This is a genomic window from Acinetobacter sp. UC24323 (assembly GCF_024151445.1).
Classification (GTDB): Bacteria; Pseudomonadota; Gammaproteobacteria; order Pseudomonadales; family Moraxellaceae; genus Acinetobacter; species Acinetobacter baumannii.
In genome coordinates, this window is record NZ_JAHIBY010000002.1 from 352,725 (window position 1) to 375,308 (window position 22,584).

The following is a 22,584-nucleotide window of genomic DNA, read 5'->3' on the forward strand; positions in this document are numbered from 1 at the left end:
ATACCCCACAAAATCTGCAAAAGTTATGCATAACTTATGTTTAACATTTCTTAATGAAAAAAATTAAATTTATATTAATTTTTAAAGGATAAATTTATGCGTACTTTAGCAATATCTACTCTTCTCCTTGGTACGGTACTCAGCCCTATGGTTTTTGCCCAAGATGATAATGCCCTTCACTACAATATTGTAAATGTTCAAGCAGAAGCTTCTCGCCAAGTTTCAAACGATGAAATGCATGCAACTTTATATATTGAAAAAAGCAATAAGCAGCCTGCAGAGCTTTCAAATCAAATTAACCAGTTAATGAACCAAGCACTCGCGACTTCGCGTAAATATCCACAAGTGAAAGTGGAAACTGGTGCTCAAAGCACTTATCCAATTTATGACAATGACAGTAATAAATTAAAAGAATGGCGTGGCCGCGCGGAAGTTCGTCTAGAAAGTAAAGATTTCAAAGCTGCTAGCCAATTAATTAATGAGTTACAACAAAGCTTTCAAACTCAATCCATTAATTTTAGCGTTTCAGATGAGCAACGTAAAAAAGTTGAGAATGAATTGATGGTAGAAGCGTCTAAAAACTTTCAACAGCGTGCGCAAATGTTGACTCAAGCATGGAATAAAAGCCAATATTCTTTGGTCACTCTAAACCTGAACACGAATAACTATTTTCCTCAACCTGTAATGCGTGCCAGCCTAGCTAAGTTCGCTACTGCTGAAGCGGCACCAGCTCAAGACATGGCTGCTGGTGAGTCTAAAATTACTGTAAATGCAAACGGTTCAATCCAGTTTAAATAATTCATTTTTCAATCTAAAAACCGCATTCTTCATGCGGTTTTTTATTGCTCGCTATTAATGTTCTAAACGCAAATCCTGTAATGAATTCCAAGCTGCTTTTGCCAGAATTTCTCTATAGTCTTTGGGGTCAGCTTTTACACGTTGTGATAACCACGCACGGCAATAGCTCTCTGTAGAACCAATCACTAATGAAAGCAAAAGTTCATGTGGAATTAAACTAAATGCTTTAAATTCTTCAAAGTTTGAAATCAAGCTAAATATCTTTTGGTTTCTACTCTTATTTTTTTGTGCAAGTTGCTGCTGTTCCTCCCCCTCTATAATGTTAAAACGTGCAGTAATTAAGAATTTTGCAAATTCCGGTTGCTCACTTACCCAGTCCACATAACTATAAATTAGAGCTTCTACAACATCTTTTAATGTTTTGGACTGTTTTAAATATTCATCTCTCAGAGCTGTTTGATCATCTAAAGCTGAAAAAAATAAGGCCGCAACTATACCCTCTTTATTTTTAAAATGATGATAAATCGCCCCAACGCTACTTTCTGATTTGGCACGAATCATTTCAATTCTAGTCGTTTCAATGCCCTGCTCTAAAAAACAATCTAAAGCATCTAATAATATTTGTCGTTTTAAAGCAGCTCTTCTTCCAGGATATAAGCGTTCTAATAAATTTTGAGCAGATACCATTTTGTATTCTCTGACCAGTCATCGGAGATATTTTGAATGACTTGACGCATATTTGTAAACAGAACTATATTCCTAAACAGAATAATATTCTGTATTTTTTAAAATTAAAGGAAGTCAAATCATGGCAACCACATTAGAACTCTGGAATAAAGTAACGGCTTTTCCTAAAGGCAAGTGGACTTTCTCTCGTATGCTGTGCTTAAAAGCACCTTATTTCGGCAGTATTTCCCCTCTTTTTATTGAGTTAAAACCGAATTATTGCGAAATTTCTATTAAGAAGAAGCGTTCTGTGCTTAACCACATTGGAACAGTCCATGCGATTGCGATGTGTAATATGGCTGAACTGGCGGGTGGAACAATGACAGAAGTTACTGTCCCGTCTACCCATCGCTGGATTCCAAAAGGAATGACTGTTGAATATTTAAAAAAAGCTGAAACAGACTTAATTGCAATTGCTACACCAGTGGAAGCTGATTATAACTGGGAAAAAGCTGGAGAATATTTAGTCAACGTAGATATTTACGACACTCACAAAGATAAAGTATTTCATGCCACAATTACCATGTGGATTTCTAAAAAGAAATAAAAAAAGCCCTGAATTCTCAGGGCTCTTTTATCTTATTTTTTAAATGGGAACGCATATTTCACAATACGTCCAACCACTTGTCCAAACTGCTTAACAAAGCTGGCATTGTTATAGTTCAAGCCATATTTCTTACAAACCGCCTCAACTTTTGGAGCCATTTGGCGATAACGACGAGCAGGAATATCTGGGAATAAGTGATGTTCAATTTGATGACTTAAGTGACCAGACAAAATATGGAATGCTTCTGAACCTGTTAAGTTAGAAGAACCACGAATTTGGCGCATATACCAGTGTCCACGGCTTTCTTCTTGTAAAACAGATTTTGGAAACACTTCTGCATCTTTCGTGAAATGACCACAGAAAATAATACTAAAGGTCCAGATATTACGAAGACCATTTGCGACCAAGTTACCTGTAAATACTGGTAATGCTGCCGGCCCTGCAATAAGAGGGAAGAAAACATAATCTTTAAAGAGTTGCTTGCCAATCTTTTTATTAACTGGTTTTAACTCTTCTAAAAATTGTGCCTTAGTTTTACGCTTGTAAAGTACACGCCCAATTTCAAGATTCTGAATTGCTACGCCCCACTGGAACAATAAGCAAAATGGAATACTGTAAATAGGCTGCAATAAGAACCCAGGCTTCCAACGTTGCTCAGGGAATAAGCGAAGTAAGCCATAACCAATGTCATCATCAATACCTTTAATATTGGTATAAGTATGATGTTTATAGTTATGGGTTTGACGCCAGTTATCAGAGGTACCTACAGTATCCCATTCATAAGTTTGACCATTAAATTTCGGGTCATTCATCCAGTCATATTGACCGTGCATAACATTATGGCCGAGCTCCATGTTCTCCATAATTTTAGAGAAACCTAATAAACCCGTACCTAAAATCCACGCTGGCGGGAACCAACCTGCAAATAAACAAGCCCGGCCTAAAAAGCTACTATAACGAATAGCAGCATAGACACGGCGGATATATTTAGCGTCTTTTTCACCCAAATCATCCAATACTTCTTGTTTGATCTGATCAAGCTCTTTTGCAAATGCTTCAAGTTCTGCTGGAGTCAAATCTCGATTTTTAGGATTTTTAAAATATTCGACTTTCACTGGCATATTCATAAGAGTTCTCTCTTAAAGATCAATAACTAGATCGGATTGTGCTGAGTTCACACAAATTTTAAGTAATTGGCTTGGTTCCGTATTTTGGCTACCGTTTAGTAAATTACGTGTAGAACCTTGCGTTTTACTACAAACACATTTATTACAAATTCCCATACGACAGCCATGTGTCGGCTTAAGGCCTTCATGCTCAAGGCTGACCAAAATGGATTGGCCTTTAGGAATTGCAATCACTTTATTAGACTGGGTTAATGTGACATTCACATAACCAATGTCATCCGCAGAACTTTCATTAGTTAAACTAAATGCTTCAGTAAGTACAGTTAGTGCTTTTTCAAAAAGCTGTTCAACAGTTGAAACAAAACCCGATGGACCACATGCATAAACTGTGCTGTTTTCAATACCTTCAACCAGTGCAAGATGTTCGGCATTTAAACGTTCATCATTTGGCGTTTCTTGTGTGTAAAACACCTGATAGCTAAAGTTTGGGTTTTGTTCAGCCACTTGTTCAAAGTACTCTGTAAAAGCAGCATCAGAACGTTGTTTGACCCAATATAAAAGCTGAACCTGCGTTTTTTCTAACTGTTGGCTTTGCTTAATTGCTGTGATTAAGCTCAACATTGGTGTAATACCACTACCAGCAGCCAACATAATTAATTTCGGTGTCTGAATGTTTTGTTGCATGTCACCATAAGGCTGCCCAAGCTCAAAAACATCACCAATTTTGCTTTCTGCAATAAACCAGTTACTGACAATACCATCAGCAACTTTTTTAACTGTTAAACGTAAGTGCTCTGCATCAATTTGCGTCAAGCTATAAGTACGTTCATAACGACGGCCCGCAATTTCAACAATCACTGGATGATGTTGACCTGCCGCGCCCATTTTCACCAAGCGGTTGCATTTTAATGTCAGGCTCACAGTGTCATGAGCTACGAATTCTTTTTTTACAATTTGAACTAGTCCATGCTGCACAGACCATAAAGGATTTATTTTTTGTAGCCAGAAGTTCGCCATATTTTTGTCAAATACAGCTTGTGTTAATGAATTGAATAGAGAATTTCTCTTTTCGATTGCTTGCATAACTGAGGGCTCTGTCGCTCTTTTTTAATTATTATACACATGTATATATATTTGTATATACACTCGTACTTTTAATTACAATTTCACAAGTTCCCTGTCTAACGCTATAATCCAGACAGTTTATGAATATATTGAAAAACATGACCCAAACCTCACTTTCTCAGAGCCCAAATGACACAACCTCATCACAAGATGTCATTGAAATAAAAACAGTAACGCGTTCTGTTGGAAGAAAAGCGACGATTACGAAAGAAGAACTTTTTCAGGCAGCTCTTAACCTGATTGGTCCACAAAAAAGTATTGCCTCACTCAGCTTACGAGAAGTTGCAAGAGAAGCTGGTATTGCCCCAAACAGTTTTTATCGTCACTTTAAAGATATTGATGAGTTAGCTATTTCACTCATTGACCGTGCCGGTATCGTTTTACGTAAAATTATTCGTCAAGCTCGCCTTCGTGCATCTTTGCAAGACAGCATTATTCGTAGTTCTGTAGAAATTTTTCTGCAACAGCTGGATGCTGATGAAGGTAATTTAAGTTTATTGTTGCGAGAAGGTTTTACAGGTTCCGCTTCTTATAAAGCTGCTGTAGATCGACAGCTCAACTTCTTTCAGCAAGAGCTACAAGAAGATTTAATTCGCTTAGAACGCCTCAATAACAATCATCTATACCATCCTGAACTTGTTGCAAAAGCAATTACACAACTTGTTTTTCACATGGGTGCCAAAGTGATTGACCTTCCTATTGATCAGCGTGCGGAAGTCGCAGAACAAACAATGGTTATGATCAGAATGATTTTAGAAGGTGCCCGTCATCTAGACGAAGCAAAAATAAGATAGATTCCACATAAAATGGTTTGTGATTTTACAAGCCATTTTTTATACACCTGTGCCTGCTGATTAATAAAAATATAAACCATAGATTGAAGCAGCTTAGATGCAAGAGTATAAGTAAATAATTCTAGCAATACATATCAATACTTCCCCACGTTATTCAGGGATTCACATGCAAAGTTTGAGTAATCGTCAAAGCCTGATTGCAAGCTATATTCTGATGGGCATTTTTTTGCTTTCGGTTATCCCCTTGCATCTCTTAGCAAGTTTTTTTGCAGGCTTTCTCATTTATGAAATTATTATTAGTTTAAGCTCTATTGTTGAACGTTATATTGATGGTCAAAGAGCCCGCATTTTTATTAGTATTTTATTAAGTATTATTACTATTTCTCTTCTTGCCTTTTTCATTACAAGTTTAATTAGCTTTGTAGTTTATGATTTAAAAGGAGTCGGTTTACATAGTATTAACGGTAAAGTCGACCAAACACTACTGCACTTACAAGCGGAGATTGGGAAATATTTACCGGGCTATATTCCAGATAGCGTTACAGAACTGAAAGATGAAATATTCGCGTTTATGAAAGATAACGTGACTACATTAAAAAATGCCAGTTCCGATATTTTGCATAATCTAGTGACTATGGTGATGGGTCTTATTATCGGTATATTGGTTGCTATTCACGGCTTTCACCGACGTACACCCCAACCTGTTTTCAAATCCTTACTGATCCAACGTATTCAAAAATTATCAATTTCTTTTAGAAATGTAGTTTTTGCACAAATTAAAATTTCAGCGATTAATACGCTACTCTTTATATTATTTGCTTTTGTACTATTGCCGATCTGGGGTGTTCACTTACCTTTCGCCAAAACCTTAACCATTCTTACCTTTATGTTTGGCTTAATTCCAATTTTAGGGAATTTAATTTCAAATACTTTAACTTTTATTGCGGCTCTTACAATTTCACTCGGTCTAGCAGGTGTTGCTCTACTCTACCTCGTATTAGTTCACAAGTTAGAATACTTTATTAATGCCAAAATTATTGGTCATAAAATTAATGCCAATGCATGGGAAATTTTATTGGCCATGTTAATTTTCGAGTCAATCTTTGGCTTAAGTGGCTTAATTGCAGCACCGATTTTCTATGCTTATTTAAAACTAGAATTAAAAGATGCCAGATTGATTTAACTTAAATTTACTCAATAAAAAAAGCGCCTGTGTGGCGCTTTTTTATTACTTATTGCTTATGGTTTAACTACTACAAGCACTTGAATCGCTTCAGGTGTTACGGTTAAGCCATCAAGCAAGCTTAAACCTTCTTTTTGCAACTTCTGTAAGCGCTCAATTTCGTCTTGGCGAATGCTCGGGTTGAACTGTTTTAAGTAAGTTAAACGATCAATCTCATATTGCCATTTATTACCATAATGCTCTTTTGCCTGCTGTTGAAGCTGAGGTAAACCTTCTTTAGCAATATCAAGCGCTTGTTTATAACGCTCTTCAATCACTTCACGGCGGGCTTTAACCACTTGGCGGCAACTATTGCCATCTAAGTGATGCAAATAAGGTTTTAAAATGGTTGGATCAATCTTTTCAGATAAGTCCTGACCATTCTCACTTAACAATACGCGAATAAGTTGTTTTGGTAAGCTTGATGGCAAGTTCAAGGATTTTGGTGCCACCACATCAACTTTAAACCAGACTTCAAGTAAAACCGAACCTTGCTTTAATGCATTGGACTTAAGCACAGCAACATTGGTACTACCAAATGATTGTGTGCGGATCATTTCCATGACACTTTCAATAAACGGATGTTCCAAAGTTAGATACTGAGCGTCTTCACGCATTTGCGCTTGGTCACGATAGAAAGTCGCAGTCATACCTTCTTCGTCTAATGCCAAACCTTGCACTTGCATCTGGTCGGTTGGACGAATAATGACTGTACCGTTACTTTGCTCATCAAAGTCAATATTAGTTGAAGACATGAAACGCTTCACAAACATAGGCAGCGTTGTGTTGTCATCATAGTCTTCTAACGCTTGAACAATTTCTTGTGCAACGATAGGACGGCATGAATTGTACTCAAGCAGACGATCTCGACCAGCTTGTAACTCTGCTTCTAAAGCTTGGCGTTGAACATTAACTTCTTCAAGTAAATCTTCAAATGTTTGACCTTGGTCGGCAAGCAAGCAATCTTTTAATTCAACAATAAAGTTTTCTTGTAGCGTTTGAGCCGTTGGAGAAATATTGCTGAAAATATTTAATGCTTCATTATACCAACGGAACATACGCTCTTGAGCGGTGCCCATTAAATACGGTACATGAATCTGGATACGGTTTTCTTGACCAATACGGTCTAAACGACCAATACGTTGTTCTAAAACGTCAGGGTTTGCAGGCAAATCAAATAAAATTAAATCACTCGCAAACTGGAAGTTACGGCCTTCTGAACCAATTTCTGAACAAAGTAAGATTTGAGCACCGTAGCTTTCTTCTGCAAAGTAAGCAGCCGCTTGGTCACGCTCAAGCAAACTCATACCTTCATGGAACATGGCTGTACGAATACCTGCATGCAAACGAAGCGCACTTTCTAAAGACTCGACAACAGGACCACTACGGGCAATTAAAAGAACTTTTTTATGCTTAAGTTCTTTACGTAGAATTTCCATTAACCACGGTACACGCGGATCATTTTGCATCCATGAGCCATCAATTTGTGCTTCTTCTGGCCACATTTGTTCGCGTAATTTACCGTCTTTTGACCAATCTGCTGGCGCAGGTAAAGGCGCAGGTTGGCAATCACGGCCAGGGAAGCCTTGAATCGCTTCACGCGTATTACGGAATAAAATACGACCTGTACCGTGACGGTCTAACAACTCATGAATCGCTCTGAAACGTTGCTCAGGTTGGTCTTCAATTGAATGACCTAACAAACCTTCTAAAGCAGATAAATGCTCTTGAGTTAAAGGCTCATCCGACATAAGCACTTCTGCAACTTGCGCAGTTTGCTGATATTGAGCTTCTTCATCCAAGAAACGCTCTAAACTGCTAAAGCGCTGTGGATCTAACAAACGTAAACGCGCAAAGTGACTTTCCACACCCAGCTGTTCAGGCGTTGCAGTAAGCAACAATACACCTGCCGTATTTTCAGCAAGCTCTTCAACCAAGTCGTAACGATCGTTACCACCCTCTTCTTCGCTCCACATCAAGTGATGTGCTTCATCGACGACGAGTAAATCGAAACCAGCTTCTAATGCTTGCTCACGCAAATCGTCATGGTCCACCATCAAGTCGACGCTGGCAATAATGCATTGCTCAGTTAAGAACGGGTTAAGTTCTGGATCATGTTCTTTGATAGATGCAGTACGGGTTAAATCAAACAGAGAAAATTGCAAATTGAAACGGCGTCGCATTTCAATCATCCACTGATACTGAAGAGAATCAGGGACTAAAATCAGGATACGTTCAGAACGGCCGGTTTTAAGCTGTTGGTGGATAATTAAACCAGCTTCAATTGTTTTACCTAAACCTACTTCATCAGCAAGTAAAACACGCGGTGCGAAACGTTTACCGACTTCATGTGCAATATAGAGCTGATGCGGAATTAAACCTACACGCGCCCCAACCAAGCCGCGTAATGGGCTGGTTTGCATTTGCGCCTGCATCAGCATTGCTTCAATGCGTAGGTCATACCACTCTTTATAATCAATCTGGCTTGCCAGCAAACGATCTAAAGGTTTTGATAATTGAATTTGTGCACCAATACGTGTTTCGTTTAGCGCTTTACGTTCTTGCTCGCCATTTTCTAAAGTACGAACCACGTTATAACGCAAAACACCATGACGGTCTTCAACCGACTCAACAATCCACTTCTGACCTTCTTGGTCTTGAACCTCATCATTTGTGTTAAAGATGATGCGAGAAAGCGGTGCATTGTTGCGTGCATAAACACGCGTTTCATCACTTTTGGGGAATAAAATGCTGACAGATCTTTCATCTACATCAATAAGAACGCCTAAACCGAGCTCAGTCTCTGTATCTGATAGCCAACGTTGACCAATAGCATACTGCTGCAATTTTTCCACCTTTTTCTCAAGTTCGCACTACATATTGTACGATGCAAAGTAGCTTATTTTTGCATCTTTTTATGTAGTCTTTAAAGCAAAATTTTGCAGCAAAAACCAATTAAATTGTTTCGCTACAAAAATTACTCATCGAAAGTTTTTACATTAAAACGGTACAGGACAGTTAAAAGTTAATGATTCCCCTGTGACAGGATGATTAAAGCTTAACTGTTTAGCATGCAAGCACAGACGAGGAACAAGTAATTGTTCCGGTGTTGCATACAATGTATCACCTACAATTGGATGTCCCAGATATTGCATGTGTACACGGAGTTGATGAGAACGACCGGTAATCGGTGTTAATTTGACACGCGTAACCGGTTGTCCTTGAATCTGGAAATGTTCAATTGCCTGCCAATGTGTTAAAGCAGGTTTGTTATGAGAAGCATCGACAATATGTAAAGGTGGTCGACTCGGGTCATAGACGACAGGGATATCAACTGTCCCTTCACCCTCTAAATGACCAGCAACTAGCGCTTCATATATTTTCGAAGTTTGACGGTCTTGAAATTGGCGTGCAATCGCACTCTGTCCACGCTTAGATAACCCAAAAACCAAAATACCCGAAGTATCACGGTCAAGGCGGTGAATGAGCAAAGTTCGTGGTTCTATTGCCACCAGTCTTGTCAAAACGCTGTCATGTAAATCACCTTTCCCTGGCACACTCAAGATGTCCGAAGGTTTATGAATCACCATAAAATCATCATCACGATAGATCAGATGTTCACTTAGAAAATCACTCAAAGTTGTATTCCCAAGGCAAGATGAAAAACAAGCGGGCAATAATAAAAAGCTTACGTCCGAATTACAATGCCGTTCGGGTAAATTAACGACAGAATTTGCAAATATTATGAATCACATTACGGCTAAAGCCGATTAGCGCTTCAATAACTGCATAATATGTTGCAATGTAGGAGTTTGCATCAACTCATCAACAGTTAGGCTCGCACCATTAGCACGCCATAATTCCACCAAATAATTGACTCCCGAAGCGTCTAGACCATAGTTTCTTAAATCTATTTCGGGATGAATTTCCATTGGATGTCGCCCTACCTGTTCAGCAACTGCCAATAAAATTCCTTTATCGGACAACACCTGTGACGACGGTGCACTTAAAGACCATAAGCGCATTAAAGTCTGCGTGTTTATATGTTGAATATGGTCAAAACTTATTTTTTCAATCCATTGTATATGCTGCTCTAAACTACTCGCCAAGATTGCATCATTTACAACAGCTACATAATCGGTAATGGATAAAACAAGCTGCATGACTTGCTTAAATAGCGGTGATAAATTCCCCGCCATAATTACCTGTGCCTGAGTGTTTGATGACAAGTGCTGCCCAAGCTGTAACATGGCCTGTTGAAGTTGAGATGACTGAATCATCATGACCGGAATTTCGAGTGCTTGTGCTCTTTTACTTAGTATTTCTAAATGATCGGCTAATGGCTGATGCGCCCAATCAGATATATTTTCAAGATCATCTAGCCCGACTAGGAGCAATATGCTTTGAGTAGATTCAATAGGCCAATTTGAAGTACTTGCGGCTAACTGGATTTTTCGAGGTAAGGGATAAAACATTGTTCTCTACAAATAAAAAATAGCTCAAATTAAAAAGCCCGTTTAAAACGGGCCTTTTTGCTTACTTCATTTCGGCGAAGGTTTCTTTTGCAGCCTGAATGGTAAATTCGATATCTTCATCAGAATGAGCAGATGAAATAAAGCCTGCTTCAAATGCTGACGGTGCCAAGTTTACGCCACGCTTTAACATGCCATGGAAGAACTTTTTGAAAGCTTCAATATCACATGCCAACATTGAGTCAAAGCTTGTGATGTCTTCTTGGTCAGTAAAGTAAAGCCCAAACATTGCGCCAGCTTGCTGAGTTTTAAATGGAATACCCGCTTCATCTGCTGCTGCTTGTAAACCTGCAAGTAACTTTTCAAGTTGAGCAGATAACTTGCTGTAAAAGTCCGGTTGACGTAAATGTTTAAACATTTCAATACCAGCACGCATAGCAAGTGGGTTACCAGATAAAGTCCCCGCTTGGTACACACCACCTAAAGGTGCGATGCACTCCATGATTTCACGCTTACCGCCAAAGGCACCTACAGGTAAGCCCGCACCAATAATTTTACCCAAAGTCGTTAAGTCAGGTTTAACGTTATAAACTGACTGAGCACCACCTAAAGCAACGCGGAAACCTGTCATTACTTCGTCAATAATAAATACAGATTTGTATTCATCACACACATCACGAATCGCTTGTAAGAAACCTTCAATTGGTTTCACCATATTCATGTTACCTGCGACAGGTTCAATAATGACGCCTGCAATTTCATGACCAAATTTAGCAAAGCATTCTTTTAATGCTGCAATATCGTTATATGGCAGTGTTAAAGTGTGTTTAGCGAAATCAGCTGGTACACCTTTTGATGTTGGTTCGCCCTCACCTTTAGTTAATAAACCAGAACCTGCTTTTACTAACAATGAGTCAGAGTGTCCGTGGTAACAACCTTCAAACTTCACGATTTTGTCACGGCCAGTATACCCACGTGCTAAACGAATAGCAGTCATGGTCGCTTCTGTACCAGAGTTGGTCATACGTACCAATTCAATAGATGGCATGATTTCACAAATAATATCTGCCAACGTTGTTTCGTGTACGGTTGGTGCACCAAAACTTAAGCCATCTTCTGCTGCTGTTTGCACAGCCTTAATAATATCCGGATGAGCATGGCCCAAAATCATTGGTCCCCAAGAGCCAACATAATCTACATAGCGCTTACCATCTACATCCCACAAATACGCACCTTTGGCTTTCTCAATGAAAACCGGTGTGCCTCCAACGCCATTAAAGGCACGTACCGGAGAGTTCACACCACCTGGAATGTGTTTGCTGGCTTGTTTAAATAACTGTTCTTGCTTTGGAGATAAACTCATGGAAATGCTCGTCTTAAATATCTAAAAAATAATTTTGAAAGCTTAAGAAAATAATTGTGCCCACGCTTGTACACGGGCAGGAATTTCAGCAGTTGATCGACCTAATATATCACTAATGACTGCACAGAGGTCAGCTCCGGCCTCAATCACAGGTTTTGAATTTTCAACAGTCAAACCACCAATTGCACAAATAGGTAAATCATATTGAGCTGCTGCTTGCTTAATCACTTCTATACCTACATTGCCAGCTTCCGGTTTAGTGGCAGTTGCATAAACCGCACCAAAGGCAACATAAGTTGCGCCATCGGCAATTGCTTTTTGAGCAAGCTCTAAAGAGTTTAAGCAAGTACGGCCAATAATGACACCTTCTGGTAACTGCGATTTTGCATCAGTGATTTCACCATCGCTCTGACCTAAATGCACACCTAAACCAAACTGAGCAGCCAGTTTTAGGTCATCATTAATGACAAAAGGAACCTGATATTTTTCACATAACTGTTTGATCTGTTCGACTTCAGCAGGCTGGTCGGCTTTGTCTACTTTTTTACGGCGGTACTGTAAAATTGCGATTTGACGGGTTGCGAGTGCGGCGTCTAATTTTTCTAATAATAATTGGATTGGGTCATCATTGGTAATGAGATATAAACCGCGCATACTCTACTCTCGCTTTTAAAAACTTCGCTAGTATAACGGATTTATAAGTCATCATAAGTACCGATTGATATAGGCTTACCAGTACCAATCGGTGTATTAAGAATAGAAATAAAAATTAACTCGGAATTTTATCGTGCTTGCGATCAATTAAACTTAATCGACCAGTCGCAACATCAGAGAGCATTCGCCAATCAGAAATAAAGCTATAAAGTGGCTGTTTAAAGCTCGCAGGTTTATTTTTCTCAAACATAAAATGTCCAACCCATGCACATGCATAGCCAGAAACTAAACCATAGAGTGCGTATTTGGCCTGTTTCTTACGAATAGCTTTTAAAAAAAAGTATAGACCAATGCTACTGCCCACCGCATGTAAGCGCCTACTCATAATGTTACGGTGTTCAGTTAAATAAAAACGATAAAATTCCTGATAGTTTTTAATAGGTAATTCAAACTCTGGCTGAGTTTCATGATTAAAATTTACGGGTGCATTCACGATCATCTTCCTGATTTTTATTTGATCAAAACATCACCTGATTGTACACCTAAATAAAAGTGTAGCGTCATATGTTTGATTGTAACTTTCTCTATCAAAAACATTATTTTTAGCGCTAAGCTATTATACTTATTCAAGATAGTTTAAATACCTGATTCAGGGAGATCTGTTATGGTTGAAGTTGAGCTTAAGTTTCAGTTACCTGAATCGAAGAAAAAGACCGTCCAGCAATATTTAAAAAAACATAAAGCACAGCATATTCATTTACAGGCCAAGTATTACGATACGCCAGACCGCCTACTTGCAAAAAATGGTATGGCCTTACGCTTACGTAAAGAAAATGATCTGTGGGTACAAACCTTTAAGGCTGCCGGCCAAAGTCATTTACATCGTGTCGAAGAAGAAGTTTTTTTAGGAAAATGCGATCAAGAACCTGACTTAAACCTTGAGTTATATAAAGACAATAAAGCCGTCACAGATTTGATTACTCAAGCTTTAGGCTCTGAAGTCGAAAAGCTAAGCTTACAGTTTGAGACTGATGTACAACGTACCTATCATGTTTTTGAAGCAGATGACACGGCAATTGAAGTCTGTCTCGATGACGGCGTCGTAAAAACAGCAACAGCACAAAGCAAAATTTGCGAAGTTGAGTTCGAACTTAAACAAGGTGCAGTTAAAACACTTATTCAATTTGCTCAGCAATGGATTAATCGTTATGAACTTTGGCTCGATGTTAGAAGTAAAGCCGAGCGCGGTAATTTACTCGCATTGGGGCAAGCTACTTCACCGGCTGTTCACGCAAAAAAACTGAACTTAGATAAAAACATTTCAGCAGAACAGGCACTCAAAAAGATTGTAGAAAACTGTTTGGGACAATTCTTGCCTAACATGGCCGCAATTGCCGATGGAGTTGCCGAGGCTGAGCACATTCATCAGGCACGCGTAAGCTTACGCCGTTTACGTAGTGCACTAAAACATTTTTCAGCATGGTCAGACGAGTTAAACCCTGTGTGGGAAGAGCAAATTGCCGAACTGTTCCGTCAGCTTGGGGACACGCGAGATGAAGATGCTATTCGTACCGAAATTTTACCTATGATTGTGCAGCATGGTTCACCTGAGCTTTTACTTCCGATCTCTGAACAGCCATTAAAAGACCTTGCCACACTGTTTAAATCAGCAGACACCATTAAGCTTATACTTGCCTTATTAGCATTTGCCTATTCAGAAGAAGACAATCAAAATGCCAAAGGAAAATTGAAAAAACAGATAGGAAAAAGCTTAGATAAGTTACATCATCAAGTGGTGAGTAATGCCGATCATTTCACTGAGATTGAAGTCACCGAACAGCACAGAACGCGCAAGAAAGCCAAACAGCTTCGTTACTGTATTGAGTTTATATCGAGCTTATATCCTCGTAAAAATGTTCAGCAGTTTTTAAAACAATTACAGCCTGTGCAAAATACTTTAGGACTTTATAACGACTTATTTATTGCCGAAGATCTATTTAATAAAGCGGTTGAACACGACCCACATTTTTGGTTTGCATTAGGATGGGTTAAAGCCAAACAACCTTATTTACAAAATCAATCTGCCGAAGCTTTGCAAAAATTTAAACAGGCAAAAACATTTTGGTAAGAATCTTGAAGTCGCGGCAAATATGCCGCGACTTTTTATCTATATTTACCAAATACTTTCCATACACCGTTATCTGCTAATGGATCGCTATAGCTATCACTACGCTGTTTTCTTGGCTTATCACGAGCATCGACGAGTTTAAAGTGTGGCTCTACCCCTAACACAATACCATTGGTATAAAACCGTGAACGCGTATATTCACTTTGACCATGCTGGAATACATACGTCCGTAAGTCAATAAATTCACGGTGTGCAACTAGCGCTGCGGTGTCATCACTCTGCAACCATTCTTGCATGGTAAATATCTGATCTGTTTCAAACTGCCCACATTTTTCAATAAGACTTGCAACACCTCGGAAAGTTTTTGATTCTTTTGCGCGTGTTTTATTAATCCGGATTCGGTCTACATGAAAAAAGAATAAGGGTAAGTTTAGATGGCTTGGTAAATGAATTGCATCTGGTAATTCATCTTCCATAAAAGGTTGAAAAAGCTCTTGTGCCCTTTCTATTAAATCTTTCCATTGTTGGTAATAGGCCAAGACTTCTTCTTGCAAACCATAATAAATTGGCAGCCCTTCTACATGCTCCAAATATTGGGGTGGAAAAATATGCTGGCGTAATAAAGCAATGTCTGTTTTTAGACTTTGAACGGCAATTGCATCTTGCATATTATAACTCCCAATACTTAGGCTATTTACAGACTAAGGCAAAGGTTTTGTTTCCGCAAGGCTTTGCCTATAATAAGCAGCTCTATTTTTGCGGGAATAAGTCATGTCTCAAAAGATTAATGCAACAGATATTACTGAAGAAGAAGCGTTAAATGCTGTTTTCTTTGAGCGTGCGGATGAATTCATTAAACAAGCAAATGATTTTTGTCGCCCGCCAAAAGGCCAAAAGCCAGACCCGGCCGAGCTTCGTGGTCAAGTGAGCGCAGCCATGTTATTTGCAACTGCTCGTTTTAATACATGGGTGGCTGCCAATAATTTTAAAGATGGTAATGAAATGCGTGATGCAAAAGATCAGGTGATGTCTTACCTTCTTCAACAGTTCCAAATGATGCTTGAAGATAACTTTGATGAGTATTGTGAACAGTTCGATAACTACTTACGTTTCCGTAAGAATGAAGATTTTCATACTCACAAACACGACCATTAAAATATTTTACCACTCAAATAAAAAGCCACTTCATGTGGCTTTTTATTTGGCAATTATTTACTGCTTTTGGGCTTGACCATACTGGTCAGCCATAACTTCAACAAGATTTGAAGGTTTAATATATTTTTTAATAACTGCGTTCACATCAGCAACCGTTAACTTTGTTAACTCTTGGTCATGTTTAACACGGTCAAGTAATGTTTTACCTGACTCAAGCTCTAGATTCAACATACCATGAATATTACGTTCATCTTCTAAGGCAGTAACACGTTTCTTCATGATATCCGCCTTCGCTGCTGCAAGCTCTTGCTCTGTAATACCATGAGTAATTAAGTCATTTAGAACCTTATGAACTGAAGCAGAAACTTGTGCCGAGCGACCAGCCGTATAATTTGCACTAATGCTTAACGCACCTACATTCGTGTCTCGATCTAATTGCAAACCAGTACCAAAACCATATACCAGTGCATTTTTTTCACGAAGCTCTTGAGCCAAACGTGATGAAATTTGAGATTCACCCAAAATGTAATTCATTAAAATTAATGCAGAAGCGTCAGGATGGTTTTTCCCAACTGGTAAGGCAAGTACACTTTGATAACTACCAAACTCACGCTGCTCAGATAAGACATGTACTTGCTGAGCAGGGAAATCAACGTGCTGAATCAAGATTTTTTCATACGGTTGTTTGCTATTCCAGCTTCCAAATTCTTGATTCAATAGCTTTTTCATTTTTTGGGCATCAAATGCACCTGTAATCGCAATTTGCGCATGATTCATGGCAAAGAAATGCTGATAAAGCTCTTTCACTTGTTCTTGAGTCACATTCTTTAATTGTTTTTTAGCCAGCTCCGGTTCAAAGTGATAACGCAAATCACCCGGCTGGTATTCTTCTACCAAGCGAGATAATGTTAGACCTGCTACCACATCCGGTTCTGTATAAGGACGATCAAGACTAGATAAGCTTTGAGATTTAATTAAGTCAAATTGAGATTGTTCAAATTTAGGATTTTTCATGACCTCTAGAACAAACTTGAAAAACTCATCAAACTTTTCAGTTTTAGATTGAATATTAATGGTCATGCCATTGCCATCGGCACTCGCATAAGCCGCGCCACCTGCATCAATCGATTTATCGGCAATATCTTGCAAGCTATATTTATCAGAACCGCGAAGCAATAAATATGAAGTTAAATCAACAACCGTACCTTTATCGAATAAAGATTTTTCAGTACCAAAATCCATAGTAATGGTGGCATAGGTACGATCATCACGGGTTTCTACAGGGAATAAAGCATACTTCATTCCATTTTTAAGTTTTCCGCGAATGATCTTTTTCTCATTACTTTCGGCATATTGCTTAGACGTTTTTAAAAACTCGGCAACTTCTTGTTGATAAACTTTCGGATCTTTTAAAGGCTCTGCTTTAACATCTGTTTGATCTAATGTTTTAGGCTTATCTTTTGCGTCGAGTTGTAATGCTTTCTTTTGGTCTTCTGGTGTTGGCAAAATATCGCCATCAATACGATGACCTGCAACAAGGAACTGTTTTAAGGTTTGATTTACCTCATTGAGCTTCACTTTATCAATTGAATCTAAATCTTTAAAATATTGGTCCCATTGCCCATCCGCTACAGTGTAATCACTTAAACGGGAACCCAAAGCAACGGCATCTTTATTGACTAACTCACCTTGCGTTTTCATTAAGCTTTTTACACGATTTAGCTCAGTCTCTGTAAAAGGTTTACCCTTTTCAATTCCAGAGAGCAAAGCGCTTTCAACTTTTTTAGGGTCATTTTTTGGTGAATAAATAGCACCTAAAAATACGACGTTAAAATCTTGATCTAGCCATGTTGATGCCTGAACGTCTGTACTAACACCTGTTTCAACCATATTTTGGTACAAATGACCACTTGGCTGCATGGTATACAACATAGGTGCGAAAGCCAGTTCCGGTTGAATTTTTGTGTTTTTACCATCCATATAGATATGGAATTTGGCCAAATCACTGCCCTTTTTCACCACAAACTCACGGTTTTTGAGTTTTGTAGAATCTAACACAGGCACTTGAACAGGCTTAGGCACAGCTCGCGCAGGAATTGGGCTAAAATATTGGTCTATCGTTTTCAAAACATCAGTTTTATCAAACTTGCCTGAAATCACCATGACCGCATTATTAGGCGCATACCAACTGCGATAGAACTGGTTCAACTCAGGCATTTTAATTGACTTAAGCTCAGGTAAATCACCAATCGGTAATCGACCTAGATATTGATTACCATAAGCCGACTTCCACATTTGATCCATCAAGACAGCAAAAGGCTGATCCATACGGACTTCACGTTCACGCTTTACGATTTCAATTTCAGAAGGCACAAATTTTTCTTGTAGAACTAATTTGTCCATGCGCTCAGATTCAAGGTACAGTACTTGATCGAGTGCTGTTTTTTCTGGACGGACAATATTGGTGTATTTGGTTGAATAGTAATCCGTGCTCGCATTCGTCATTAACGTATATTGATCTAAACGGCGTTGGAATTCTTCACCTTTTACATTTTGCGTGCCTTTAAATGCTAAATGTTCGAGTAAATGTGCTAAACCACTTTTACCCTGTGGATCATTTAAAGAACCCGTTAAATAAATGGTATTAATAAAGATTTTATTTTCTTTGTCATTCGGCGCAAGCACTACCCGAAAACCATTATCTAATTTATATTCCTCAACATTTTGCTTACTTTTTACTAATGTTGTTTGTGCAAAAGAGGCAGCACTTAAACCAAAAATACATAGGGAGAGAGTCAGTTGTTTAAACTGCATAAACATATAAATACCAATTAATTTGAATAATAAAAAATCAATAGTTGTGTGACTATAGTAGGAAATTTGAGCTGACTTTCATAGTAAAGATTTGAAAAAAAAGCCGTTTATTTAAACGGCCTTATATTTTAAGGAAAAATTTCGGCTTGCATATAAAGTTTGCCATATCCCGAAATTTCAATACGTTCCTGATTTAAGACATTACAATACAATATGCCTCCACGGCTAGAAGCCTGATAGGCCACAATATTATTTTTAGCGAGTTTCTCTGCCCATAGTGGCGCTATTGCGGTATGAATTGAACCAGTAACCGGGTCTTCATCAATGCCTGCGACAGGTGCAAAATAACGAGAAACACAGTCATATTGATGGTCAGCTTTTGAAGTTATTGCAACATCCATTGCTGTAGTTGTAATTGCAGTCCGTTTACCTAAGGCTTTAAGTAAGTTCATGTCAGGTTGCTCATCTAACACATCTTGCACTGACTCATATTCAACAATGTAGGCTTGAATATTTTGATAAACCGCTTTAAAAGGTTTTGTTAATGCTTGACGTAAAATAGCCGGATAATCTTCAACTTGCTGAGCTTTACGAATTGGAAAATCCATTCTGATTTTGCCGTCTTCATCTTGATGAACTACAAACAAACCTAAGTTTCGTACATGAAAATTAAGAGTCTTTTTCTCAGTAAAATCTTTAAATAATACGAAAGCACTCGCAAGAGTCGCATGCCCGCAAAAATCCACCTCAACCGTTGGAGTAAACCAACGTATTTCATAATTTTCAGAGTCTATAATTTTTACAAAAGCAGTCTCAGATAAGTTATTTTCAAGTGCTATCTTTTGCATTAAATCTGCATCTGGCCACTCTTTTCCAACAATCACAGCAGCCGGATTTCCACGAAATAGCTCTTTGGTAAAAGCATCGACTTGATACATTTTCATGTTAGTGCTCTCTTTCTTAATAGGCTCATTTTCGAAAATTATTTAAAAGAAAAATAGATACAGTTTTTTAAAAATTAACATCACAGTTGCAAGTTACACATATAAAAAAACGGCTCATCCAGAGTGGAGAGCCGTTTAATATTAACTCTTAATGATGTTGAGTTAATTCAATTTCATCTTCGCTATTCATTATAGCTTTGTCGGTCTGCCCCATAAATTGGCTTGTAACTACACCAGCAGTCATCGAACCATTTACGTTTAACGCAGTACGTCCCATATCAATGAGTGGTTCAATTGAAATAAGAAGAGCAACCAATGTTACAGGTAAGCCCATAGCAGGAAGTACGATCAATGCTGCGAAAGTTGCACCACCACCAACACCTGCTACGCCAATTGAACTTAAAGTCACAATACCCACTAACGAAGCAATCCACATTGGGTCTAGGGTGTTAATACCCATAGTTGGCGCAACCATGACTGCGAGCATTGCAGGATACAAACCCGCACAACCATTTTGTCCAATAGTGGCACCAAAAGAAGCAGAGAAACTTGCAATAGACTCAGGCACACCCAAACGACGAGTTTGCACTTCAATGCTCAGTGGAATACTTGCAGCACTTGAACGACTCGTAAACGCGAATGTTAGAACCGGAGCAACTTTCTTGAAGAACTTAAGTGGAGAAACACCGGTCAGAGTCAAAATAATGGCATGCACGACGAACATAATCGCCAAACCTAAATAAGACGCCACCAAGAAACCACCTAGGTTCAAGATATCTGCGACATTTGAACTTGCCACAACTTTCGTCATTAGGGCAAAAACACCATATGGTGTAAGTGTCATCACTAAACGAACAAGCTTCATTACCCAAGACTGTAATGTTTGAATAGCCGTCAGAATACGTTGACCTTTTTCTGCGTCATCTTTCATTAGGTTGAGTGCTGCTATCCCTAAAAAGACAGCAAAGATAACCACGCTAATAATTGAAGTCGGATTTGCACCCGTTAACTCAGCAAAAGGGTTACTCGGAATAAAAGAAAGAATAAATTGCGGTACGCTTAAGTCTGTTACTTTACCCACATAGTCGGTCTGAATTGCAGTAAGTCGAGCTGTTTCAGCCGCTCCTTGTACCAAACCTTTGGCAGTTAAACCAAACAAGTTCGTCACAAATACCCCAACCAGCGCAGCGATGAGTGTGGTAAATAACAAAGTCCCGATGGTGTAGAAGCTGATTTTTCCTAAAGAAGAAGCTTGGTGTAGCTTCGCTACCGCACCTAAAATCGAAACAAAGACCAAAGGCATCACGACCATTTGTAAAAGTTTTACATAGCCGTTACCAACAATATTAAACCAGCTAATAGATTCAGCAAGAATCGGATGGCCACCGCCATAAATCAAATGTAGTCCTAAACCAAACACTACACCTAAAATTAAGCCAGCTAGAACTTTTTTAGATAAGCTCCAGTCCGTTTTACGTGTTTGGGCGAGTAAAAATATTAACCCGACAAAAACCACAATATTGATGATTAAGGGTATATTCATTCCCAAACTCCAAATTATTGCTTGTGTCATCTTTTAAGGGGGCATATTTGACCATAGCCGGCCTATATAAACTACCCTTTTCAACAATTTTCTAGCATGCAAATCATTACCGATCTGAATGAGAATATAAAATGACTTTTAAATACATATATATCACTTTTAAAACATAAGTTACGTTAGATATTTATGTATAAAAATTAAGCGCATTTCTGTATAAATTGTTGCTCAATAAAACAAATAAATTGCTTTAAATTACTGCCCCATGTTTCAGGAGGCTGGGCGACCAAATAAGTAGTGAAATGTGCAGATTCAGTGTTAATTTCAAAACAACTTAATGAGACTTTATCGGCTACTTTATTCAGATATGACTTTGGCAATAAAGCAAAACCGACACCTAATTCCACACAGCTTACAATGCCATCCAGACTGCCCATTTCCATAATTTGCGAAGGTGGCACACTGTGATCATTTAAAAACAACTCAATTGCATGCCGATAGGAACATCCTTGTCGAAATGCAATAAATCGAGTCTTTGCGAGGGTGGCAATGTCGGGAAAATCAATTTGTTGTTTTGGGCAAACCAAAACCAGTTGTTCTTGCCACACCGGAAAACTATATAGCTCTGGAATCACATATTTAGAAGCGACAAAAGCACAATCGACTTCTCCTTGTTGCACAGCATTTAACAAATATCCTGTCGGGTGAGTTTGAAGTTCAAGCGGCAGATTCGGATGTTGCTGCATACATTCATTAAGCAATTGAGGAAGTCGTATTGCTGCTGTCGTTTCCATACTGCCCAAACGAATAGTTTCATTCGGGTCAATATCACCTTCTCGGAAGATTGTCTTCGCTTTATTATGCAGTGCGATCATTTGCACAGCATAACTATGTAGCTGGTGTCCTGCATTGGTTAATGTAACGGGGTTATGACGATTTAATAAAATCACACCTAACTCTTCTTCAAGCTTTTTCACGTGGCTCGTGATATTGGATTGAACCGTACACATTTTTTGTGCAGCCAATGAAAAACTTCCACTCTCTGCAACCGCTAAAAAAAACTCTAAAGACTTAAGCAACATGCCACTATCTCAAAACAAGATAATTAATATCATATTAAATCATTTCTAATGATAAATAAACTCGCTTTTAATAATAAAAAAATTGAGAGATTT

Annotated in this window: 20 protein-coding genes; 6 read left to right on the forward strand and 14 right to left on the reverse strand. The window is 38.5% G+C overall.

Going from position 1 to position 22,584, the window contains the following annotated elements:
- The first annotated feature begins 96 nt into the window (after window positions 1-96).
- Entirely contained in the window at window positions 97-798 is a 702-nt protein-coding gene (locus KNQ97_RS04355; RefSeq protein ID WP_075400021.1) for an SIMPL domain-containing protein, read from the forward strand.
- A gap of 54 nt (window positions 799-852) precedes the next feature.
- Here the strand turns inward: KNQ97_RS04355 and KNQ97_RS04360 are convergent, their stop codons facing one another.
- Window positions 853-1,485 (reverse strand): TetR/AcrR family transcriptional regulator, encoded by a 633-nt coding sequence (locus KNQ97_RS04360; RefSeq protein ID WP_031987760.1) that lies wholly within the window; start codon window positions 1,483-1,485, stop codon window positions 853-855.
- Between the two features lie 121 nt (window positions 1,486-1,606).
- Here KNQ97_RS04360 and KNQ97_RS04365 point away from each other — a divergent pair, with 121 nt between their 5' ends.
- Entirely contained in the window at window positions 1,607-2,071 is a 465-nt protein-coding gene (locus tag KNQ97_RS04365) for a hotdog fold domain-containing protein (protein ID WP_000246244.1), read from the forward strand.
- A 32-nt stretch (window positions 2,072-2,103) separates the two neighbouring features.
- Here the strand turns inward: KNQ97_RS04365 and KNQ97_RS04370 are convergent, their stop codons facing one another.
- On the reverse strand, window positions 2,104-3,198 hold the full coding sequence (locus KNQ97_RS04370; protein WP_001057073.1) for an acyl-CoA desaturase: 1,095 nt from the start codon (window positions 3,196-3,198) through the stop codon (window positions 2,104-2,106).
- Between the two features lie 12 nt (window positions 3,199-3,210).
- Window positions 3,211-4,281: a ferredoxin reductase gene (locus tag KNQ97_RS04375; RefSeq protein ID WP_103236176.1), complete on the reverse strand. Its 1,071-nt coding sequence runs from the start codon at window positions 4,279-4,281 to the stop codon at window positions 3,211-3,213.
- Between the two features lie 140 nt (window positions 4,282-4,421).
- Between KNQ97_RS04375 and fabR the strand changes: the two genes are divergently transcribed.
- Together fabR and KNQ97_RS04385 are read left to right on the forward strand one after the other, a co-directional pair.
- Window positions 4,422-5,117: an HTH-type transcriptional repressor FabR gene (gene fabR, locus KNQ97_RS04380; protein ID WP_021511048.1), complete on the forward strand. Its 696-nt coding sequence runs from the start codon at window positions 4,422-4,424 to the stop codon at window positions 5,115-5,117.
- Between the two features lie 166 nt (window positions 5,118-5,283).
- Window positions 5,284-6,300, forward strand: a complete 1,017-nt coding sequence (locus KNQ97_RS04385) for an AI-2E family transporter (RefSeq protein ID WP_001191208.1) — start codon at window positions 5,284-5,286, stop codon at window positions 6,298-6,300.
- Between the two features lie 56 nt (window positions 6,301-6,356).
- Here the strand turns inward: KNQ97_RS04385 and rapA are convergent, their stop codons facing one another.
- The 6 genes from rapA to KNQ97_RS04415 all read right to left on the reverse strand — a co-directional run bounded on the left by rapA (window position 6,357) and on the right by KNQ97_RS04415 (window position 13,327).
- Entirely contained in the window at window positions 6,357-9,194 is a 2,838-nt protein-coding gene (rapA, locus tag KNQ97_RS04390) for an RNA polymerase-associated protein RapA (RefSeq protein WP_025467756.1), read from the reverse strand.
- Window positions 9,195-9,338: 144 nt separating this feature from the next.
- Window positions 9,339-9,977: an RluA family pseudouridine synthase gene (locus tag KNQ97_RS04395; protein ID WP_001279315.1), complete on the reverse strand. Its 639-nt coding sequence runs from the start codon at window positions 9,975-9,977 to the stop codon at window positions 9,339-9,341.
- A 132-nt stretch (window positions 9,978-10,109) separates the two neighbouring features.
- Entirely contained in the window at window positions 10,110-10,814 is a 705-nt protein-coding gene (locus tag KNQ97_RS04400; RefSeq protein ID WP_253611921.1) for an acyl carrier protein, read from the reverse strand.
- A 61-nt stretch (window positions 10,815-10,875) separates the two neighbouring features.
- Window positions 10,876-12,174, reverse strand: a complete 1,299-nt coding sequence (gene hemL, locus KNQ97_RS04405; protein ID WP_000059226.1) for a glutamate-1-semialdehyde 2,1-aminomutase — start codon at window positions 12,172-12,174, stop codon at window positions 10,876-10,878.
- A gap of 42 nt (window positions 12,175-12,216) precedes the next feature.
- Window positions 12,217-12,828, reverse strand: coding sequence for a thiamine phosphate synthase (gene thiE / locus KNQ97_RS04410; RefSeq protein ID WP_001214807.1), 612 nt, complete (start codon window positions 12,826-12,828; stop codon window positions 12,217-12,219).
- A gap of 115 nt (window positions 12,829-12,943) precedes the next feature.
- A complete protein-coding gene (locus tag KNQ97_RS04415) occupies window positions 12,944-13,327 on the reverse strand; it encodes a DUF962 domain-containing protein (protein WP_086321423.1) in 384 nt (127 codons plus the stop codon).
- 165 nt (window positions 13,328-13,492) lie between these two features.
- Between KNQ97_RS04415 and KNQ97_RS04420 the strand changes: the two genes are divergently transcribed.
- A complete protein-coding gene (locus KNQ97_RS04420) occupies window positions 13,493-14,956 on the forward strand; it encodes a CYTH and CHAD domain-containing protein (RefSeq protein ID WP_253611922.1) in 1,464 nt (487 codons plus the stop codon).
- 35 nt (window positions 14,957-14,991) lie between these two features.
- Here KNQ97_RS04420 and KNQ97_RS04425 read toward each other — a convergent pair whose 3' ends face one another.
- The gene (locus KNQ97_RS04425) at window positions 14,992-15,624 is read right to left on the reverse strand and encodes a hypothetical protein (protein ID WP_001149998.1); all 633 of its coding nucleotides are present in this window, start codon (window positions 15,622-15,624) and stop codon (window positions 14,992-14,994) included.
- 103 nt (window positions 15,625-15,727) lie between these two features.
- Here KNQ97_RS04425 and KNQ97_RS04430 point away from each other — a divergent pair, with 103 nt between their 5' ends.
- The gene (locus KNQ97_RS04430) at window positions 15,728-16,111 is read left to right on the forward strand and encodes a DUF3144 domain-containing protein (protein WP_000078676.1); all 384 of its coding nucleotides are present in this window, start codon (window positions 15,728-15,730) and stop codon (window positions 16,109-16,111) included.
- A gap of 57 nt (window positions 16,112-16,168) precedes the next feature.
- Here KNQ97_RS04430 and KNQ97_RS04435 read toward each other — a convergent pair whose 3' ends face one another.
- From KNQ97_RS04435 to KNQ97_RS04450, 4 genes are all read right to left on the reverse strand, one after another.
- Complete coding sequence (locus KNQ97_RS04435) at window positions 16,169-18,931, reverse strand: pitrilysin family protein (protein WP_000480983.1); 2,763 nt, start codon at window positions 18,929-18,931, stop codon at window positions 16,169-16,171.
- Between the two features lie 122 nt (window positions 18,932-19,053).
- The gene (locus KNQ97_RS04440; protein ID WP_218666850.1) at window positions 19,054-19,869 is read right to left on the reverse strand and encodes a PhzF family phenazine biosynthesis protein; all 816 of its coding nucleotides are present in this window, start codon (window positions 19,867-19,869) and stop codon (window positions 19,054-19,056) included.
- Window positions 19,870-20,017: 148 nt separating this feature from the next.
- Window positions 20,018-21,412, reverse strand: a complete 1,395-nt coding sequence (locus tag KNQ97_RS04445; RefSeq protein ID WP_253611923.1) for an L-cystine transporter — start codon at window positions 21,410-21,412, stop codon at window positions 20,018-20,020.
- Between the two features lie 197 nt (window positions 21,413-21,609).
- Window positions 21,610-22,491, reverse strand: coding sequence for a LysR family transcriptional regulator (locus KNQ97_RS04450; protein WP_000925116.1), 882 nt, complete (start codon window positions 22,489-22,491; stop codon window positions 21,610-21,612).
- Window positions 22,492-22,584: the final 93 nt, after the last annotated feature.

Coding starts and splice junctions, on each gene's coding strand:
- KNQ97_RS04435 (WP_000480983.1), bottom strand. CDS start 18,931: ATGTTTATGCAGTTTAAACAACTGACTCTCTCCCTATGTATTTTTGGT.
- KNQ97_RS04450 (WP_000925116.1), bottom strand. CDS start 22,491: ATGTTGCTTAAGTCTTTAGAGTTTTTTTTAGCGGTTGCAGAGAGTGGA.
- thiE (WP_001214807.1), bottom strand. CDS start 12,828: ATGCGCGGTTTATATCTCATTACCAATGATGACCCAATCCAATTATTA.
- KNQ97_RS04420 (WP_253611922.1), top strand. CDS start 13,493: ATGGTTGAAGTTGAGCTTAAGTTTCAGTTACCTGAATCGAAGAAAAAG.
- KNQ97_RS04385 (WP_001191208.1), top strand. CDS start 5,284: ATGCAAAGTTTGAGTAATCGTCAAAGCCTGATTGCAAGCTATATTCTG.
- KNQ97_RS04415 (WP_086321423.1), bottom strand. CDS start 13,327: ATGATCGTGAATGCACCCGTAAATTTTAATCATGAAACTCAGCCAGAG.
- KNQ97_RS04440 (WP_218666850.1), bottom strand. CDS start 19,869: ATGAAAATGTATCAAGTCGATGCTTTTACCAAAGAGCTATTTCGTGGA.
- fabR (WP_021511048.1), top strand. CDS start 4,422: ATGACCCAAACCTCACTTTCTCAGAGCCCAAATGACACAACCTCATCA.
- KNQ97_RS04430 (WP_000078676.1), top strand. CDS start 15,728: ATGTCTCAAAAGATTAATGCAACAGATATTACTGAAGAAGAAGCGTTA.
- KNQ97_RS04400 (WP_253611921.1), bottom strand. CDS start 10,814: ATGTTTTATCCCTTACCTCGAAAAATCCAGTTAGCCGCAAGTACTTCA.
- KNQ97_RS04365 (WP_000246244.1), top strand. CDS start 1,607: ATGGCAACCACATTAGAACTCTGGAATAAAGTAACGGCTTTTCCTAAA.
- KNQ97_RS04370 (WP_001057073.1), bottom strand. CDS start 3,198: ATGAATATGCCAGTGAAAGTCGAATATTTTAAAAATCCTAAAAATCGA.
- KNQ97_RS04355 (WP_075400021.1), top strand. CDS start 97: ATGCGTACTTTAGCAATATCTACTCTTCTCCTTGGTACGGTACTCAGC.
- KNQ97_RS04425 (WP_001149998.1), bottom strand. CDS start 15,624: ATGCAAGATGCAATTGCCGTTCAAAGTCTAAAAACAGACATTGCTTTA.
- hemL (WP_000059226.1), bottom strand. CDS start 12,174: ATGAGTTTATCTCCAAAGCAAGAACAGTTATTTAAACAAGCCAGCAAA.
- KNQ97_RS04375 (WP_103236176.1), bottom strand. CDS start 4,281: ATGCAAGCAATCGAAAAGAGAAATTCTCTATTCAATTCATTAACACAA.
- KNQ97_RS04445 (WP_253611923.1), bottom strand. CDS start 21,412: ATGAATATACCCTTAATCATCAATATTGTGGTTTTTGTCGGGTTAATA.
- KNQ97_RS04360 (WP_031987760.1), bottom strand. CDS start 1,485: ATGGTATCTGCTCAAAATTTATTAGAACGCTTATATCCTGGAAGAAGA.